Genomic DNA, 17,461 nt, shown 5'->3' on the forward strand with positions numbered 1-17,461 from the left:
GGACGGCGGGCGACCGGCCGTGCTCAGGGCTCCCGCAGGCGGACCAGGCGCTCGTGCCCGGTCTCCTCGAGCTCGGCGATGTCGTCACGCGACTTGAGGAAGTCGGAGAAGGAGCGATAGCCGAGTGCCTTCTCGCTGAACGACGGGTCCATGCGGCGCATGTGCGTCTTCACGGCCGAGCTGTGCAGCCACTCGTCGGCATCCGCCTTGTCGTGGCCGAGGCGCAGGGCGCGCTCCAGGAGCCGCGTGGCCTCGCCCTGGTCGTCGATCTTCTCCTCGACTTTGGGCTCCTCGGCAGTGGCCTTGGCCTTGGCCTTCGCCCGGGACTTCGACGCGGTCTTGGGCTTCGGGGTACCCGCGTCCGCGGCGGCCGGGGCGGACGGCTCCGCTGGGGCCTCGACCACCGGAGCGACGGCGGGCTGTGCCGCCTTCGCCGGACGCGCCACGCCCGGAAGCGAGTCGTACGACTCGAACTCGTCGCAGGCCGCGGCGAGCGACTTCGCCGTCGACCCGGCCACGCCCACCCCGATCACGTACCGGCCGAGGCGCTTGCAGCGCTGGGCGAGCGGCACGTAGTCGCTGTCGCCGGCCACGATGACCACATGGGTCAGGTCCGGAAGACGGAACATGTCCTCGACCGCATCGACCGCCAACCGGATGTCCGCGCCGTTCTTCGCGTACGCCGCGGCGGGGAAGAGCTGGACGAGGTCCACCGCGCGCGCCACGAGCTGCGACCGGTACTCGGCGTTGACCGGCGACGACCAGTCCGCGTACGCCCTCGTCAGCACGAGCGTGCCGAAGGACGCCGCGTAGTCGATGATCGCGCCGACCTCGATCATGGCCCGGTTCAGCCGCTCGGCGACCTCGGGGTCGTTCGGGTTCTCCGTGATGCGCTGGCGGTCCTTGCCGTAGGAGTTGCGGCCGTGGACCCGGTCGTACCAGGAGATGACGATGTTGTCGAAGTCCAGGTACACCGCCACGCGGGCGTCGGTCGTCTCAGCCACGGTCGTCCTCCTCGCCGGGGTAGCGCACGCCGATCTGCGCGCGGATCTCGTCCAGGGCACCCATGATGGCGACGCTCTCCGCGATGGGGAGGACGTCGCCCTCGAGGAGACCGTCGCGGACGAGGCGCTCGGCCGCGAACGCCTGGTACTGCATGCCGCGACCCTCGACGGACGAGACGTACTCCTCCTGCACCGTGCCGTCCGGCAGCACGAGACGGAACGAGGTAGGGGCGTACCAGACCCGGTCGATGTCGATGCGGGCCTCGGTGCCGACGATGCTCGCGGCGTTGGGGCCGGCGCCGCGCGAGGAGGAGAGCGTCGTGGAGATCGCCCCGCTCTCGTGGATCATGACGGTGGCGACCTCGGAATCGGCTCCGGTCTCGACCAGACGCCCCACCGCGCGGATGGTGGTCGGTGCCCCGAGGACATCCCAGACGAAGGAGATCGGGTAGATCCCCAGGTCGAGCAGCGCCCCGCCGCCCAGTTCGAGGGCGTTGAGACGGTGGGTCGGGTCGGAGGGCAGCTGCTGCGTGTGGTCGGCGGTCACGGTGCGGATCTCGCCCAGGGCGCCATCGGCGAGGAGCTCGCGGATGCGGACCATGTGCGGCAGGTACCGGGTCCACATCGCCTCCATGACGAGCAGCCCGCGCTCGGCGGCGAGCCGCTGGAGGTCCGCGGCCTGGGCGTGGTCGAGCGTGAACGCCTTCTCGACGAGGACGTGCTTCCCGTGCTCCAGGGCGAGCCGGGCGTTCTCGTGGTGCATCGGGTGCGGGGTGGAGACGTAGATGATGTCGACGTCGGGATCGGAGACCAGCGCCTCGTATGACGGATGCGCGTGCGCGATGTCGAAGCGCGCGGCGAAGGCATCGGCCGACTCCTGCGAGCGTGAGCCCACGGCGACGAGGTCGAGGCCGGCCGTGCGCAGATCGGATGCGAAGGCGCCGGCGATGCCGCCGGTCGCGAGGATTCCCCAACGAAGTCCAGTCATCCTCTCAGCGTAGAGGGTGGCGCGTGTGACCGTCTGTGACATCCGGTGACCTCCGGCTTCCTCCCCGTGGCCGGGATGGAGGCGGCGCTCCTACCGTGTCGGCATGACGGAACCCCTCGTGATCGGCGCCATGGTGCGCACCCTCGGCGCCTACCCCTCCGGCTGGCGGTATCCCGGAGCCCACCGCGACCCCGCGGAGGACGCGGACATCCTGCGCCGCATCGCGCGGGAGGGGGAGGACGCGGGTCTGGACTACCTCTTCTTCGGCGACTGGCTGGCGACCGGACCCGACCTGGAGTTCCGCGACCCCTACCTGCTCGCCCGCATCGACCCGCTGAGCGCGGTGCTGTTCCTCGCCGGGGTGACCTCGCGGATCGGTCTCATCGCGACGGTCAACACCACCTATGCCGATCCGTACGCCACGGCGCGGGCGCTGGCCTCCCTCGACGTCCTCACCCACGGCCGGGCCGGGATCAACCTCGTCACCGGCGCCGAGCCGCGTGCCGCGGGCAACCACGGCCGTGACGCCCACGCCGACACCGAGACCCGCTACGACCGGGCCGAGGAGTTCGTCGTCGCTCTGCGCCGGCTCTGGGACTCGTGGGACGAGGACGCCTGGATCGCGGACGCCGAGCGCGGCGTGCTCATCGACCCCGAGGGGCTGCGCGCGGCCGAGGTCACGGGCGCACATGTGCGGGTCGCCGGTCCGCTCAATGTCGCGCGTCCGCCGCAGGGGCGCATCCCGATCGTGCACGCGGGGACCTCGCCGCGGTCGCGGGCGCTCGCCGCGACCGCCGCCGATCTCGCGCTCATCGCCGCGCCCACCCTCGCCGATGCCGTGACCACGCGGCGGCGGCTGAAGGACATCGCCGCGGACGCGGGGCGCCCGGCGGAGGAGCTGAAGGTCATCGCCCCGGTGCTGCCCGTCGTCGCGGACTCGGACGCCGGGGCGCACCGGATCGTCCGGCGGCTGCTGAAGCTCGTGCCGCTCGCTGAGGGGGTGCAGCCCGATCGCGTCGCGTTCCCGCCGAACCGCACGGTGGACTCCCTCGCCGACGCACTGGAGGTGGCCGCCGACGACCCGCTGCGTGCCGCCGCCTTCGACGCCCCGGTGACGGCCGCCGAGGCGCTCCGGCTGGGGGAGCGGGGTGCCGCGCTCGTCGAGCGACTCGCGCGGATCGCCGGGCTCGCGGTCGGGGCGGAGGCGGCAGTGACCTGGCGGCATCTCGTCGCCGCGCACGCCGTCCCCGCGGCCTTCGTGGTCGGCGATGCCGGCACGATCGCCGACCACTTCGAGAGCTGGCGCGACGTGGGCGCCGCCGACGGCTTCAACGTCCTCTCGGCATTCCAACCCGCGCAGTTCGAGGCCTTCACCCGCCTCGCGGCCCCCGAGCTCCGCCGCCGTGGCCTGCTCCGCGCGGCGGAGGAGGCCGGCCAGGACGGCCGGCGTGAGACGCTGCGCGACCGCCTCCGTGTGACGTCGCGTGTCGGCGCGTGACCACGGGTGTCGTCTCGCGACACCCGGAGTCCGCCGCCTCGCCCCCGTGCCCTGCCGCTTCCTACCGTGAACACCACCTGCACCCCCTCCGCATCCGAGACCCTGTCTTCCGAATCCGAGGAGTCCCCCGCATGAACCGCCGCCTCATCCGCACCGCCGCCGTCGCGGTCCCGCTCGTCCTGGCCGGCAGCCTCGCCGCCTGCGCCACCTCGCCCGCCCCGGGGAACACTCCGGCCGACGCGGGGGACCCGGTCTCCGGCGGCACACTGACCTACCTCGAGCACCAGGCCTACACGAACCTGTACCCGCCGCAGGCCGGCTTCTACCCGAACGGCGGCATCGTCAACAACATCGCCGCCCGGCTCACCTGGCAGAATCCGGAGACGCTCGAGATCGAGCCGTGGATCGCCGCGGAGTGGACCGTGAACGACGACGCCACGGAGTACACCTTCGACCTCAATCCGGACGTGACGTTCTCGGACGGCACGCCCGTGGACGCCGCCGCCGTCGCGAAGAACTTCGACACCTACGGGCTGGGGGACGCCGAACGCGGTCTCACCGTCTCCGAGGCCATCAACAACTACGCCGGCAGCGAGGTGGTGGACGAGGACACCGTGACGTTCCGCTTCAGCGCGCCGTCGCCCGGCTTCCTGCAGGCGACGTCGACCATCAACTCGGGGCTGCTGTCCCCGGAGACGCTGGACGGCACGATCGAGGATTTCGGCGCCGGCAACGCGGAGGAGATCATCGGCTCCGGTCCCTTCACCGTCACCGACGAGAAGCTCGGAACCGAGTACACCCTCACCGCCCGCGACGACTACGACTGGGGCCCGGACAGCGCCGAGAACGACGGTCGTCCCTACCTCGACGCCGTGCACGTGCTGGTGACCCCCGAGGACTCCGTCCGCATCGGGTCGCTGCTCGCGGGCCAAGCCGACTACGTCCGCTACGTCCAGGCGTTCGACGAGGACCGCGTGGAGGGGGCCGGCTTCACGCTGTACGCGCCGCAGACCCGCGGCGTGAACAACTCGATCGCCCTCCGCCCGGAGAACCCGCTGCTGTCCGACATCCGCGTGCGTCAGGCGATCATCGCCGCGGTCGACGCGCAGGAGGTCGTCGACACCCTGTTCACCGAGAACTACCCGGTGGCCACGTCGGTGCTGTCCTCCCAGGCAGCGGGATACAAGGACGAGTCCGCGCACTACGCCCACGACCCGGAGAAGGCGGAGGCGCTGCTCGACGAGGCGGGCTGGAAGCCCGGCGCCGACGGCATTCGCGAGAAGGACGGCGAGCGGTTGTCCATCACGGTCTACGAGGCCAAGCCGCAGCCGCTGTCGAAGCAGACCCTGGAGCTCGTGGCGCAGCAACTCGCGGCGGTCGGCGTCGAGCTCACCGTCAAGCCCGGCGACGCGGGCAGCTACGCGGAGGACACGCGTGATCCCCTGAAGACGGGGTTCTACCACTCGATGGTCGGCCGTGCGGATCTCGACGTGATCAAGAGCCAGTACTTCACGAAGAACCGCGACGTGCTGATCTCGCAGGACGCGACGCTCGACGAGCTGCTCCTCGCCGTCGCCTCCGAGCCGGATGCCGAGAAGCGGGTGGCCGCCTCCCAGGCCGTGCAGGACTACATCGCGGAGCAGGCGTACGTGATCCCGCTCTTCGAGGAGCCGCAGGTCTACGGCGCGGCGACGTACGTGCACGGCGTCGCGTTCGAGTCGGTCGGCCGCCCCACGTTCTCCGGCGTGTGGCTCGCGGAGCACTGAGGACCACGGTGACCCCATGACCTTCGTCCTCCGACGGGCCGGGCAGGCCGCGATCGTGCTGATCGCGGCCTTCACGGCCACGTTCTTCCTGCTGCAGCTGCTGCCGGGAGACGCCATCCTCATCAAGTTCTCCGACCCGAGCCTGGGGCTCTCGCCGGAGCAGCTCGACGACATCCGCGCGACCTACGGCGCCGACGTGCCGTGGGGGGAGCAGTATCTGCACGCGGGGCTCGGCTTCCTCGCCGGCGACTTCGGCTACTCGACCCAGTACGGCACCCCGGTCCGGACGATGCTCGCTGAAGCACTGCCCGCCACGCTGCTGCTCGCGGCGCTCGGGCTCCTGGTCGCCGTCCTGCTCGCGGTGCTGATCGCGGTGCTCTCCTCGCTCGCGCCCTTCCCCTGGCTGCGGGACGGTCTGCGGCAGGTGCCGGGACTGTTCGTGGCGGTCCCTGTGTTCTGGCTCGGGATCCTGCTCATCCAGGTGTTCTCGTTCGGGCTCGGATGGGTGCCGATCGTGGGGGCCGATCCGGTCAGCGGCCTGATCCTCCCCGTCCTCACGCTCGCCGTGCCGATCTCGGCGCCCCTCGCCCAGGTCCTGGTCCGATCCATTGACCGCGTGCAGGCGCAGCCGTTCGTGACCGTGGTGCGGGCGAAGGGCGCGCCGCCGGCGTGGGTGCTCACGCGGTCGGTCGCGCGCAACGCCGCCGTCCCGACCCTCACCATCGCGGGGGTGCTGTTCGGAGAGCTCGTCGGAGGAGCGGTGGTCACCGAGACCGTCTTCGGCCGCACCGGCATCGGACGCCTCACGGAGCAGGCCGTCGCGAACCAGGACATCCCGGTGCTGCAGGGAGTGGTGCTCCTGTCGGCCCTGGGGTTCGTGGTGATCAGCTTCGCCGTCGACCTCGCCACGCCCCTGATCGACCCGCGGCAGCGGCGGGCGGCCCGCGCCGCCCGGTCGCGCCCCGTCCGTCCCGCCGCCCAGGAGGTGCCCGCATGACCGCTCCCGTCATCGTCGAGACGTCGGTCGAGACGTCGAGTGCCCCGCCCGCGCCGTCCGCCCCGGCGCCCGTCTCCGCATCCCTTCCGCGACGGCGGTCGCGCGCCTGGGGGCTGTACCTCGCGTTCGCTGTCGTCGTCGTGGCGGTGCTGTGGGCGGTGATCCCGGGGGTCTTCGCGCCGGGCGATCCGCTGACCGGCGTGCCCGCCGACAAGCTCCTGCCGCCGAGCGCCGCGCACTGGTTCGGGACCGACGCCCTCGGCCGCGACCTCTTCGGCCGGGTCGTGCACGGCGCGGTGCACTCCCTGTCGGGCGCGCTCATCGCCGTGACGGTCGGCCTCGCGCTCGGCACGCTCCTCGGAGCCGTCGCCGGCGCGACCGGCGGTGTCGTGGACGACGTGCTGATGCGGATCGTCGACGTGCTGCTGGCCATCCCCGGGCTGCTGCTGTCGCTCTCCGTCATCATCCTGCTCGGCTTCGGAACGGTGAACGCGGCGATCGCCGTGGGACTCGGCAGCGTCGCCGCCTTCGCCCGGCTCATGCGCGCCGAGGTGGCGCGGGTGCGCCGCACCGAGTACGTCGAGGCGGCGTACGGCAGCGGCGGCACCTTCGTCGCCGTGCTCCGCCGGCATGTGCTCCCGAACGCCCTCACCCCGATCATCGCGCTCGCCGCGCTGCAGTTCGGCACGGCCATCCTCGCCATCTCCACCCTCGGCTTCCTCGGCTACGGGGCCCCGCCGCCCACCCCCGAGTGGGGGCTGCTGATCGCCGAGGGGCGCAACTACATCGCGACCGCCTGGTGGCTCACGGCGCTCCCCGGCCTCGTGGTGGTCGCCGTCGTGCTCAGCGCCAACCGCATCAGCCATCGGCTCGGAAGGAGCTCGCGATGACCGCGCCCCCGTCCTCAGCAACCCCCGTCCTCGCCGCGACGGACCTGCGGGTCTCGTACGCCGGCCGCGAGGTCGTGCACGGCCTCTCCTTCGCCATCGCGGAGGGGGAGACCCTCGCCCTCGTCGGCGAGTCGGGCTCCGGCAAGTCCACCACGGCGCACGCCCTCCTCGGCCTGCTGCCGGAGGGCGGACGGGTCGAGGGCGGGCGCGTCCGGCTCGGGGACCTCGACATCTCCGGATGGTCGGATCGGGCGTTCCGCGGCATCCGCGGCTCGGAGATCGGGCTGGTCCCGCAGGATCCGACGACGTCGCTCGACCCGGTGCGCCCCGTCGGCGTGCAGGTCGCCGAGGTGCTGCGTCTGCACGGGCATCGCGACCGGCGTTCCCGGAACGCCCGCGTGCTCGAGCTGCTCGACCGCGTCGGGCTGGACGATCCCGATCTGCGCGCCCGACAGTATCCGCACGAGCTGTCCGGCGGCATGCGACAGCGGGTTCTCATCGCCGCCGCGATCGCCCTCCGCCCTCGGCTGCTCATAGCGGACGAGCCCACCAGCGCCCTCGACGCCACGGTGCAGCGCCGCGTACTTGACCTGCTGGACGAGCTGCAGCTCGAGGACGGCACGAGCATCCTGCTCGTGACGCACGACCTCGGCGTCGCCGCGGACCGGGCGGCGCGGATCGCGGTGCTGAAGGACGGCCGGATCGTGGAGCAGGGGCCGAGTGCGCAGGTGCTCGCGGAGCCGGAAGACCCGTACACGAGGCAGCTGCTCGCCGACGCGCCCGCCTTCACGACCGGCTTCCGGCGTCCGGACGCGCCGCCGTTCCTCCGGGATGCCGCGGCGGTGGCCGCCGAGAAGCCGTACGAGATCGTGGCCGCCGGCCTCGTGAAGGAGTTCCGGGTCGCGGGTCGTGAGCGCTTCCGGGCGGTCGACGACGTCTCCTTCCGGGTGCGCCGCGGCACGACCCATGCGCTGGTCGGCGAGTCCGGATCGGGCAAGTCCACGACCGCGCGACTGGTCACGCGCTTCCTCCGTCCGGATGCCGGGACCGTGGAGCTCGCGGGGGAAGACGCGACGGCCGTCGAGGGGGCGCGACTGCGTGCGCTGCGCCGACGGATCCAGCTCGTGTACCAGAACCCCTTCGCCTCCCTGGATCCGCGGCAGCAGATCGCCGACATCGTGGCCGAGCCGCTGCACAACTTCCGCATCGGCGGCCGGTCCGAGCGTCGGGAACGTGCGGTCGCCCTGCTCGAGCGCGTGGCGCTGCCGGCGGATGCGGCCGGCCGCACGCCGAGCGAGCTGTCCGGCGGGCAGCGCCAGCGGGTCGCGATCGCTCGGGCGCTCGCCGTCGACCCCGAGATCCTCGTGCTCGACGAGGCGGTGTCGGCGCTCGATGTGACGGTGCAGGCGCGCATCCTCGAACTGCTCTCCGCGCTCCAGGCCGAGCTCGGACTCACCTACCTCTTCATCTCGCATGACCTCGCGGTGGTGCGTCGCATCAGCCACACCGTCTCTGTCATGCACCGCGGGCGCGTGGTGGAGGACGGGCCGACCGAAGAGCTGTTCCACGACCCGCAGCACGAGAACACCCGGGAGCTGCTGGCCGCGGTTCCCGGTCGAACGGAGATCATCGCATGAGCGCCACCGCCCCTCGCCCCACCGTCGCGTTCTTCACCCGGCTCCTCGACGACGCATCCCCGGACGACCGCTACCGCCTCGCCCTGGCGCAGATCCAGCACGCCGAACGGCACGGCGTGGGGAGGGCGTGGGTGGCGCAGCATCATTTCCGGGCGGCGGAAGGCGGGCTGCCCTCGCCGCTCGTCTTCCTCGCCCATGCCGCGGCACGCACCTCGGGGATCCGGCTCGGCACCGGGATCATCACGCTGCCCCTCGAAGACCCGGTACGGGTGGCCGAGGACGCCGTGGTGGCCGACCTGCTCGCGGACGGGCGGATCGACCTCGGGCTCGGCAGCGGCGGCACCCCGTCGTCCTTCACGCCCTTCGGGGAGGACGTGCGCGACAAGGGGCCCACCTACGACCGCAAGCTGGGCGTGCTGCTCGACGCTCTCCAGGGCCGCGACGTCGGTGCGGGGAACACGCTGTATCCGGACGCGGGGTCGCTGGCCGCGCGGATCTGGCAGGCGACGTTCTCGGCACCTGGCGGTCATCGAGCAGGCGTCCACGGTCATGGACTGCTGCTGTCCCGCACGCAGCCCCGCCCCGGCGACCGTCTGCACGCACCGCTGTCCGCCCTGCAGGACCCGATCATCGACGCGTACCTCGACGCGCTCCCCGCCGGCGCGGCCCCGCGGATCACCGCCTCCCGCACCGTGTTCGTGGCGGACGACCGCGCCGAGGCGCTCCGGTTCGCCGAGGTCGGTCTACGGCGGGCGGCCGAGGGCTTCCGGCGGCAGGGCCAGACGATCCCCGGCGACGGCATCGACGACCTCATCGCCGCTCTCGACACGCATCTCGGCACCCCCGAGGAGGTCGCAGCCTCGCTCGCCGCCGACACCACGTTGCACCGCGCGACCGAGGTGGCGTTCCAGGTGCACTCGGTCGACGCGCCGCACGCCCACGTCCTGCGCTCGATCGAGCTGTTCGCGACGGAGGTCGCCCCGGCCCTCGGCTACGCGCTCACGCCGCCGGATCCCGAGACCACCCACACGCCCGAGAACACCCCCACCGTGAAGGAGAACGCATGACCGCCGACATCGTCGACCAGCTGACGGGGGTGACGCCGGAGCTGGATGCGCTGCGGCGCCGCCGCCCCGTGACCAGGGCGCAGCTCCAGGCGAGCTTCGACGCGCTCTTCCACCCGGTCGCCGCGGAGCATGTGTCTCTCGCAGAGCGCGCGCTCATCGCGGCGTTCGCGACGGCGCTCGCCGGTGCCGACGACCCGACGGCGGCGTTCTACGCCCGGAGGGCCCGCGAGATCGACCCGGAGCGCGCCGCGATCGTCGCCCGGGAGGCCGGAGCCGCCGCGACCACGGGACCATTCGGCGCCTACACCGAGCGCGGGCTGGAGGCCGAGAGTACCGACGGCACTCGCTACCTCCCGGATGAAGCGGCATCGGCGGCCTTGGGGGAGCGTCTCGCGACCGCTCTCGCGCACACGCACCTGCTGGTGTTCCGCCCCCGCGAGGCATCCGGTGCCGACCTCGGCCGCCTGCACGACGCCGGCTGGTCGACGGACGGCATCGTGACGCTGTCGCAGCTCGTGTCCTTTCTCGCCTTCCAGCAGCGGGTCGTCACCGGCCTCCGCGTGCTTCAGGAGGCCGGACTCACCGCCGCCGACACAGCGACCGCCACCGACACCGACACCGACACCGACACCGACACCGACACCGACGAGGAGGCCGCATGACCGCCGCCGACACCGTGCTCCGCCACGACGCCGCCCCCTATCCGCACGCCTTCACCCGCGCCGAGGTCGGCTGGACGCCGCACCTCGCGCCCCTGGCGGAGGAGGATCTGACCCCGCGGCACCTCGACGGCCTCGTCGACGCCGCCCGGGCGAAGAACGAGTACTTCCGGCTGCTCGCCCGCGACCCCGAGGTGCTGCGCGCCCGCACCCTCGTCGACAAGGACATCTTCTACAACGCCGCGGAGGGCCTCCCACGGGCGGAGCGGGAGCTGGCGGCCACCGCCGCCTCGCGCCGCAACGGCTGCGTGTTCTGCGCCTCCGTGCACTCCCGGTTCGCGGCGCACCACAGCAAGCGGCCGAAGGACGTCGACGCGCTGCTCGCCGAGGGTGTGGACGCGGATCTCGGGGAGCGCTGGAACGCGATCGTCGCGGCAGCGGTCGCGCTGGCCGACACGCCTCGCGCGTTCGGTCCCGCGCACATCGCGCGCCTCCGTGCGGCCGGACTGGACGACCTCGAGATCGCGGACGTCGTGCACGGCGCGGCCTTCTTCAATTGGGCGAACCGGCTGATGCTCTCGCTCGGCCGCCCCGTCGCGCCCGCCTGACCGACAGGGAGGTCGTCGCCGGATGCGCTACCGTCGCATCATGACAAGCCGTCTGCGGCGCCGAAGCCTCCCTGTCGTCGGCTTCGTCGCTGCGGCCGCAATGTTCGTCGGGTGCGCGCCGAGCATCGAGAACCTCGTGCGGGTGAGCCTCGCGGATTCCATCGAAGACGCGCAGGACAGCATGTGGGAGCACCGCGGCAAGATCGTCACGGACCCGGAAGTGACCATCGCCGAACTCTCCCTCGCCTCCGACCTCCGAGACGGAACCGACGAGCTCGACGGCAACCCCCGCAAGCTCCTCGACCTCGACAAGAGGGACGACAGCACCACCCTGACACTCCTCGCACTCGGTGGCGCGCAAACGGGCGGTGGCTGGTGGTACGAGCAGCGCCAGGGGGCGGTGTGCTTCACCCTGACCTTTCCGCGAGGCGAAGAGATCGTGGAGACAGGCCCCGCGGACTGCCCGGACATCCCGGAACTGGACGGCATCGAGGACGTCGTCCCGCTCGAAGAACTCGACGTCAGAATCACCGCCACCAAGGCCGACTACCCTGACTCGGTGTGCCAGTGCTACAGCGGCAGTGAGTGCGACTGCCCCGGAGGCTAGGCGATCGGGTCGGAGCCCGTCGCCGCAGCAACTCCGCTCCGGTGCCACCCTGATCTCTCAGGGGACGAGGATGATCTTCCCCGAGGCGGCGCCGGTCTCCATGAGTTCATGGGCCCGTGCCGCCTCGGCGAGGGGCAGCTCCGGTGCTCCGAGCAGAAGCACTACGATCCGAATGTGACGTCTCAGAACCAGCTCGACGCCGGGGTGCCTGGTTCACCACGCCAGGTGGCCGCGGCCGAGACCGAACGGCATTGGCTCCTGTTGGCGGCGCAAGTCTTCCTCACCGGCTTGACCACGTATGTCGCGATAGCGATCTGGTCGACCACCGCGGCCGGGTACACAGAGGGCTTGCAGATCGTCGGATTCGCGGTCCTCTCCACTCCGCTTACGATCCTGGCGTTCCTGATCGGGCTGCCTCTGCGTATCGTGCCGAGGGCACGTCGGTGGTGGGTTCGATACGCGGGGTGGTTCTTCGCCTTGTTCGGAATCGCTGCGGGCGGCATGCTTCTGTCCTACGTCGTCGGCGATGCAGGACCGGTTCGCTATGCCCAGAGTGGATGGCCTGTGAGTGACGGCTATGCACCGGACGCGCGACTCTTCGCGCCATCCCTTGCTGTGCTGGCGTTCGCGACCATGCATCTTCGCCTCCCACCGCGCCGGAAGCCGAAAGCCGCCTGACCGATCAGTGTCTCCTGGCCGCGGCAGAACCCGCCGAACGCCGCGTGCGGGGTGACGCCCGACGCTGTCAGGGTTGGGGTCAGGGGACGAGGATGATCTTCCCCGAGGCGGCGCCGGTCTCCATGAGTTCATGGGCCCGTGCCGCCTCGGCGAGGGGCAGCTCCGGGCCGAGCTCGATGGTGAAGTCGCCCGCGGCCAGGAGGTCCACGGTCTTCTGCAGCGCCTCGGCGCGCCACTCCAGCTCCTGCGGCGTGAGCGGCTCGGGGGACCCGCCGGAGAACGCCCGGATGCCGAAGTCGGCGGCGTCGGGACCGCGGACGATGGTCGCGATGCGGTCGCGGTCCGCGACCAGGGCGAGGGAGGTCTCGATGGCCTCGTCGGTGCCCGCACAGTCCAGGACGACGGTCACGGGGGAGGGGGCCGCCGCGCGGACGCGGTCGAGCAGGCCGTCGCCGTAGGCCACGGGGATCGCGCCGAGCTCGCGGAGCTGGTCGTGCCGGGCGGGGCTCGCGGTGGCGATCACCGTCGCGCCCCAGGCGACCGCGAACTGCACGGCGGCCTGGCCGACCGAGCCGGATCCTGCGTGCACGAGGAGCACGTCGTCGGCCGTCACGGCGAGCGAGCGGAGGGACTGGTAGGCGGTGCCGGCCGGGATGCCGATCGCCGCACCCTCGGCCGCGGTGACGGCGTCCGGGAGCTTCACGAGCTTGTCGACCTCGACCGCGAGGGCGGAGGCGTAGGTCCCGAGCGTGTCGCGGATCGCGACGCGGTCGCCGACCTCGAACCCGTCGACGCCCTCGCCCAGCACCTCGATCACCCCGGCACCGTCGAATCCGACCGGACGCGGTTCGGTGATCGGCGCAGACGGGCGCTTGCCGCCACGGAGCTTCGCGTCGATGGGGTTGGCACCGGCCGCCTCGATGCGCACCAGCACCTCGCCGCGGACGGGCACGGGGTCAGGCACCTCCATCAGGTGGAGGACAGCGGGGGATCCGAACTCGGTGTAGACGATCGCGCGGGCCATGCCCTCAGGCTACCCGGCGGGGGTCACTTCCCCGCGAGCGCCTTGGTGATCCGCTGCGGCGACACCGGCTGCGCGGTGCCGAGACGCTGAGCGAAGACGCTGACCCGGTACTCCTCCAGCAGCCAGCGCACCTCGACGATCGCGGGGGGAGCGTCGGGCGCGAGGGGGATCGTGCCGCCGGCGTCCGCGAACAGCACCGCCATCCGCTCGAACTCCGTCATCCGTGCGCGGTCCTTGCCCGGCTCGTTCGCCAAGGTCTTCAACCGGTCGATCATGCCGTCGAGGTACCGGGGGAAGTGGGCGAGCCGGTCGACACCCGCCGCCGCGACGAAGCCGGGGTGCAGCAGTCCGGAGAGCTGGGTGCGGATGTCGTTCAGGGGGCCGAGCAGCGCCAGCGAGTTCTGGGACTTGATGCCGCGCTCCACCTCCCGCGCCTTCGTGAGGATGCGGGCGACGAGGGAGACGCAGGCGAAGAGCTCGTCGACGAGCACGGCGGACACGGCGTCGCGCACGCGGGCGAACTCGGCCTCGGTGCGCACGACGCCGCGGTCGCGGCCGTCGGCGCCGGTCGACGCGTCGATCACGCGACGGGCGACGGCGGCTCGGCAGTCCTCGATGAGCGCGGCCGCCGACGGATAGGGCGAGGCGGCGAGGGCGAGCTTCTCCTGGCTGGTGAGGTGCTGCTGCACGTACGAGGACGGCGAGGGCACCGCGAGCAGCACGAGACGGAGCACGCCGTCGCGCGTGGCGGCGGCCGCGGCGTCCGGGGTCGCCTCGACCCGCACCGACACGCTCTTGCCGGCATCGACGATCGCCGGATACCCGCGGACGACGCCGCCCGCGACCTTCGTGTCGATGACCGCCGGGAGGTCGCCGAACGTCCACGCCGTCAGCCCGGTCTGCTCGACCGGAGCGGCGGCCACGCGCTCCGCCCCGCGCGGTCCCGGTGCCTCCGCACGCCCGGGGCGCGCGATGGAGCGGGCGACGCTGCTGCGCGCGCGGTCGGAGAGCTCGGCCTGCAGCGCCCGGAGATCGCGCCCTGACCCGACCACCCGTCCCCGCTCGTCCACGGCGCGGAAGTTCATGCGCAGGTGCGCCGGCACCCGCTCGTCATCGAAGTCCGCGGCCGTCACCACCTGGTTCGCGAGCGGCTGCACGAGCCGCGCGAGCGCTTCCTTGAGGGTGCGCGGGGGGAGGCCGCCGTGCACCTCCGGACCTTCGTCGGCCAGCGCCGCCCCGAACTTCTCCGCCCAGTCAGCGGCGGGGACGACGTGGCGGCGGATGGCCTTGGGCAGCGCGCGCAGGAGTCCGGTGACGAGCTCGGCGCGGAGCCCCGGCACCTGCCAGTCGAAGCCGCGATCCTCGATCTGGGCGAGCAGCGGTAGCGGCAGCACGACGCTCACGCCGTCATCGGGGGCACCCGGCTCGAACCGGTACGCGAGGCCGAGCACCTGGTCGCCTTGCGTCCATCGGGTCGGGAACTCGCGCTGGTCGGCGCGGTCCTCGTCGTCGATGAGGTCGCTTTCGCGCATCACGAGCAGCTTCGGCGTGGTCGTCAGCGCCTCGCGCCACCACTTCTCGAACGACCGCACGTCGAACACCTCGGCGGGGATGCGCTCGTCGTAGAACCGGAAGACGGCCTCGTCGCCGGCCAGGATGTCGCGGCGCCGCTCACGCTCCTCGAGCTTCTCCAGGCGGCGGCGGAGCTCGGCGTTGCTGCGCCAGAACGCGCTGACCCGTTTGTCGATCCGGGACGGGTCCCACTCGCCCTCGACGAGCGCATGACGGACGAAGAGCTCGCGCGAGGCGGCCCGGTCGATGCGGGCGAACTGCACGCGCCGGCGCGGGATGATCTCGACCCCGAACAGCGTGACCTTCTCGAACGCCACCGCGGCTCCGGCGTCCTTGGACCAGTGCGGCTCGGTGACCTGACGCTTCGCGAGGTCGCCGGCGAGGGGCTCGGCCCAGGCGGGGTCGATGGCGGCGACGGTGCGGGCGAAGGTGCGGGAGGTCTCCACGATCTCGGCCGCCATGACCGCCCGGGGGCTCTTCTTGCGCAGCCCCGATCCCGGGAAGATCGAGAACCGGATACCCCGCGCGCCCCAGTACTCCGTGATCCGGCGGCGGGCGTCCTTCGCGGGAGAGTGGGCCTTCCCCGCGGGGGCGGTGCGCTCGTCGAGGACGCCGATCTGCGACAGCAGGCCGGACAGCAGCGCGCGGTGGATGGCATCCGGATCGGCCGCGCCACTCGGCTCCGCCCCGCGATCGGGGCTCTTGACGAGCGTCCGGAGCTGCCGATGCACGTCGAACCACTCGCGGACCCGCACGTAGTTGAGGTGCTCGCTGCGGCACAGGCGCCGGAACGCGCTGGAGCCGAGCTCCCGCTGCTGTTCGCGCAGGTGGTTCCAGAGGTTCAGGAGGGTGAGGAAGTCGCTCGTCGGGTCCACGAAGCGCGCGTGCAGCCGGTCGGCCTCCTCGCGCCGCTCCTCCGGTCGCTCCCGCACGTCCTGGATGGACAGCCCCGCGACGATCGCGAGCACGTCCCGCAGCACCGCCCCCTGGGTCCCTGAGCCTGTCGAAGGGCCCGCACCCCGCTGGGTCCCTGAGCCTGTCGAAGGGCCTGACCCCCGCTGGGTCCCTGAGCCCGTCGAAGGGCCGGCCTCGATGAGCATCCGCGCGAACCGGGGGTCCATCGGCATCCGGGCGATGTCCCGCCCGATGCGGGTGAGCCGGGGGCCGTCGTCCGGTCCCTGAGCCTGTCGAAGGGCGCCGAGCTCGGTGAGCAGGTCGAACGCCGCCTTCACGCCCCGGGAGTCGGGCGGGGTGAGGAAGGGGAACGCGGTGATGTCGCCGAAGCCGAGCGCGAGCATCTGCAGGATGACGGAGGCGAGCGAGGTGCGCAGGATCTCGGGCTCGGTGAACTCGGGACGCCGCGCGTAGTCCTCCTCGGAGTACAGGCGGATGGCGATGCCGTCACTCGTGCGGCCGGCGCGACCGGAGCGCTGGTTCGCCGAGGCCTGCGAGATGGCCTCGATGGGGAGCCGCTGCACCTTCGAGCGGTTGCTGTACCGGGAGATGCGGGCCGTCCCGGTGTCGATGACGTACTTGATGCCGGGCACCGTGAGGCTCGTCTCGGCCACGTTCGTCGCGAGCACCACGCGGCGACGGACGCCGGCCACGGTGCTGCGCTCGAACACCCGGTGCTGCTCCGCGGCGGAGAGCCGGCCGAACAGGGGGAGGACCTCGGTGGGAGAACGGTCCTTGGCGTAGGCGGCGCGCACCGCGTCAGCCGCGTCCCGGATCTCCGCTTCGCCGGGCAGGAACACGAGCACGTCGCCCGGGGCCTCCCGGTCGAGCTCGCGGAGCGCCGTGACGATCGCGCTCACCTCGTCCTCCGGCTCGCCGGCGGCGTCCTGCTCCGCGTCCTCGTCGACGAGCGGGCGATAGCGGATCTCGACGGGATAGGTGCGCCCCGACACCTCGATGACCGGAGCGGGGGTGCCGTCGGCCGCGGCGAAGTGCCGCGCGAAGCTCTCCGGATCGATCGTGGCGGAGGTGATGACCACCTTCAGGTCCGGGCGCTCCGGGAGGATGCGGGCGAGGTAGCCGAGCAGGAAGTCGACGTTGAGGGACCGCTCGTGGGCCTCGTCGATGATGATCGTGTCGTAGCGCGTCAGCAGGCGGTCGCGGTGGATCTCGTTGAGGAGGATCCCGTCGGTCATCAGGGCGATGCGCGTCTCGTCGGAGACCTTGTCGGTGAAGCGCACCTTGTAGCCGACGAGCGTGCCGAGCTCGACCCGCAGCTCCTCGGCCACGCGCTCCGCGATCGTGCGGGCGGCCAGCCGCCGGGGCTGGGTGTGGGCGATGCGCTCGCGGCCCAGTTCCAGCGCGATCTTCGGCAGCTGCGTGGTCTTCCCCGATCCGGTCGCGCCGGCGACGATGACGACCTGGTGGTCCCGGATGGCATCGGCGATCTCGTCCCTGGCGGCGCTGACGGGCAGCTCCGGGGGATAGGAGATCACAGGGGAGGACATAGCC

At 72.2% G+C, this 17,461-nt stretch carries 15 protein-coding genes; 10 read left to right on the forward strand and 5 right to left on the reverse strand.

The features are described from left to right. Positions 1-23: 23 nt before the first annotated feature. Together ACIGJI_RS12285 and ACIGJI_RS12290 are read right to left on the reverse strand one after the other, a co-directional pair. Positions 24-1,004: an NYN domain-containing protein gene (locus ACIGJI_RS12285; protein ID WP_363447111.1), complete on the reverse strand. Its 981-nt coding sequence runs from the start codon at positions 1,002-1,004 to the stop codon at positions 24-26. Continuing rightward, the gene (locus tag ACIGJI_RS12290; protein ID WP_363447108.1) at positions 997-1,992 is read right to left on the reverse strand and encodes a Gfo/Idh/MocA family oxidoreductase; all 996 of its coding nucleotides are present in this window, start codon (positions 1,990-1,992) and stop codon (positions 997-999) included. Before ACIGJI_RS12290 ends, ACIGJI_RS12285 begins: the two co-directional genes overlap by 8 nt. Positions 1,993-2,095: 103 nt before the next feature. Here ACIGJI_RS12290 and ACIGJI_RS12295 point away from each other — a divergent pair, with 103 nt between their 5' ends. The 9 genes from ACIGJI_RS12295 to ACIGJI_RS12335 all read left to right on the forward strand — a co-directional run bounded on the left by ACIGJI_RS12295 (position 2,096) and on the right by ACIGJI_RS12335 (position 11,721). Beyond that, complete coding sequence (locus ACIGJI_RS12295; RefSeq protein ID WP_363447106.1) at positions 2,096-3,490, forward strand: NtaA/DmoA family FMN-dependent monooxygenase; 1,395 nt, start codon at positions 2,096-2,098, stop codon at positions 3,488-3,490. A 131-nt stretch (positions 3,491-3,621) separates the two neighbouring features. After that, positions 3,622-5,256 carry a TIGR04028 family ABC transporter substrate-binding protein gene (locus tag ACIGJI_RS12300; protein ID WP_259951473.1) on the forward strand — a complete coding sequence of 545 codons (1,635 nt, stop codon included), beginning with the start codon at positions 3,622-3,624 and terminating at the stop codon, positions 5,254-5,256. A 16-nt stretch (positions 5,257-5,272) separates the two neighbouring features. After that, positions 5,273-6,253: an ABC transporter permease gene (locus tag ACIGJI_RS12305; protein WP_363447103.1), complete on the forward strand. Its 981-nt coding sequence runs from the start codon at positions 5,273-5,275 to the stop codon at positions 6,251-6,253. Further along, entirely contained in the window at positions 6,250-7,143 is an 894-nt protein-coding gene (locus ACIGJI_RS12310) for an ABC transporter permease (RefSeq protein WP_187662015.1), read from the forward strand. The genes ACIGJI_RS12305 and ACIGJI_RS12310 overlap by 4 nt, the downstream gene beginning before the upstream one ends. Next, positions 7,140-8,780, forward strand: coding sequence for an ABC transporter ATP-binding protein (locus ACIGJI_RS12315; RefSeq protein ID WP_363447100.1), 1,641 nt, complete (start codon positions 7,140-7,142; stop codon positions 8,778-8,780). The genes ACIGJI_RS12310 and ACIGJI_RS12315 overlap by 4 nt, the downstream gene beginning before the upstream one ends. Continuing rightward, positions 8,777-9,847, forward strand: coding sequence for a putative FMN-dependent luciferase-like monooxygenase (locus ACIGJI_RS12320; protein ID WP_363447098.1), 1,071 nt, complete (start codon positions 8,777-8,779; stop codon positions 9,845-9,847). The genes ACIGJI_RS12315 and ACIGJI_RS12320 overlap by 4 nt, the downstream gene beginning before the upstream one ends. Beyond that, positions 9,844-10,509, forward strand: coding sequence for a CMD domain protein (locus ACIGJI_RS12325; protein ID WP_363447096.1), 666 nt, complete (start codon positions 9,844-9,846; stop codon positions 10,507-10,509). The genes ACIGJI_RS12320 and ACIGJI_RS12325 overlap by 4 nt, the downstream gene beginning before the upstream one ends. Continuing rightward, the gene (locus ACIGJI_RS12330) at positions 10,506-11,114 is read left to right on the forward strand and encodes an alkylhydroperoxidase domain protein (RefSeq protein WP_363447094.1); all 609 of its coding nucleotides are present in this window, start codon (positions 10,506-10,508) and stop codon (positions 11,112-11,114) included. Before ACIGJI_RS12325 ends, ACIGJI_RS12330 begins: the two co-directional genes overlap by 4 nt. Before the next feature lie 40 nt (positions 11,115-11,154). Next, positions 11,155-11,721 (forward strand): hypothetical protein, encoded by a 567-nt coding sequence (locus tag ACIGJI_RS12335; RefSeq protein WP_363447092.1) that lies wholly within the window; start codon positions 11,155-11,157, stop codon positions 11,719-11,721. Between the two features lie 57 nt (positions 11,722-11,778). Here the strand turns inward: ACIGJI_RS12335 and ACIGJI_RS12340 are convergent, their stop codons facing one another. After that, positions 11,779-11,883, reverse strand: a complete 105-nt coding sequence (locus tag ACIGJI_RS12340; RefSeq protein WP_280565730.1) for a zinc-binding dehydrogenase — start codon at positions 11,881-11,883, stop codon at positions 11,779-11,781. A 12-nt stretch (positions 11,884-11,895) separates the two neighbouring features. On the opposite strand from ACIGJI_RS12340, the gene ACIGJI_RS12345 reads away from it, so the two are divergent. Then, entirely contained in the window at positions 11,896-12,399 is a 504-nt protein-coding gene (locus ACIGJI_RS12345; RefSeq protein WP_363447090.1) for a hypothetical protein, read from the forward strand. Between the two features lie 79 nt (positions 12,400-12,478). Here ACIGJI_RS12345 and ACIGJI_RS12350 read toward each other — a convergent pair whose 3' ends face one another. After that, positions 12,479-13,423: an NADP-dependent oxidoreductase gene (locus ACIGJI_RS12350; RefSeq protein ID WP_187662010.1), complete on the reverse strand. Its 945-nt coding sequence runs from the start codon at positions 13,421-13,423 to the stop codon at positions 12,479-12,481. A 23-nt stretch (positions 13,424-13,446) separates the two neighbouring features. Next, positions 13,447-17,457, reverse strand: a complete 4,011-nt coding sequence (gene hrpA, locus ACIGJI_RS12355) for an ATP-dependent RNA helicase HrpA (protein WP_363447088.1) — start codon at positions 17,455-17,457, stop codon at positions 13,447-13,449. Positions 17,458-17,461 lie beyond the last annotated feature (4 nt).

This window comes from Microbacterium sp. NPDC064978 (genome assembly GCF_044543605.1).
GTDB lineage: Bacteria > Actinomycetota > Actinomycetes > Actinomycetales > Microbacteriaceae > Microbacterium > Microbacterium meiriae.

Coding starts and splice junctions, on each gene's coding strand:
- ACIGJI_RS12315 (WP_363447100.1), top strand. CDS start 7,140: ATGACCGCGCCCCCGTCCTCAGCAACCCCCGTCCTCGCCGCGACGGAC.
- ACIGJI_RS12320 (WP_363447098.1), top strand. CDS start 8,777: ATGAGCGCCACCGCCCCTCGCCCCACCGTCGCGTTCTTCACCCGGCTC.
- ACIGJI_RS12325 (WP_363447096.1), top strand. CDS start 9,844: ATGACCGCCGACATCGTCGACCAGCTGACGGGGGTGACGCCGGAGCTG.
- ACIGJI_RS12300 (WP_259951473.1), top strand. CDS start 3,622: ATGAACCGCCGCCTCATCCGCACCGCCGCCGTCGCGGTCCCGCTCGTC.
- ACIGJI_RS12305 (WP_363447103.1), top strand. CDS start 5,273: ATGACCTTCGTCCTCCGACGGGCCGGGCAGGCCGCGATCGTGCTGATC.
- ACIGJI_RS12290 (WP_363447108.1), bottom strand. CDS start 1,992: ATGACTGGACTTCGTTGGGGAATCCTCGCGACCGGCGGCATCGCCGGC.
- ACIGJI_RS12310 (WP_187662015.1), top strand. CDS start 6,250: ATGACCGCTCCCGTCATCGTCGAGACGTCGGTCGAGACGTCGAGTGCC.
- ACIGJI_RS12350 (WP_187662010.1), bottom strand. CDS start 13,423: ATGGCCCGCGCGATCGTCTACACCGAGTTCGGATCCCCCGCTGTCCTC.
- ACIGJI_RS12335 (WP_363447092.1), top strand. CDS start 11,155: ATGACAAGCCGTCTGCGGCGCCGAAGCCTCCCTGTCGTCGGCTTCGTC.
- hrpA (WP_363447088.1), bottom strand. CDS start 17,457: ATGTCCTCCCCTGTGATCTCCTATCCCCCGGAGCTGCCCGTCAGCGCC.
- ACIGJI_RS12295 (WP_363447106.1), top strand. CDS start 2,096: ATGACGGAACCCCTCGTGATCGGCGCCATGGTGCGCACCCTCGGCGCC.
- ACIGJI_RS12330 (WP_363447094.1), top strand. CDS start 10,506: ATGACCGCCGCCGACACCGTGCTCCGCCACGACGCCGCCCCCTATCCG.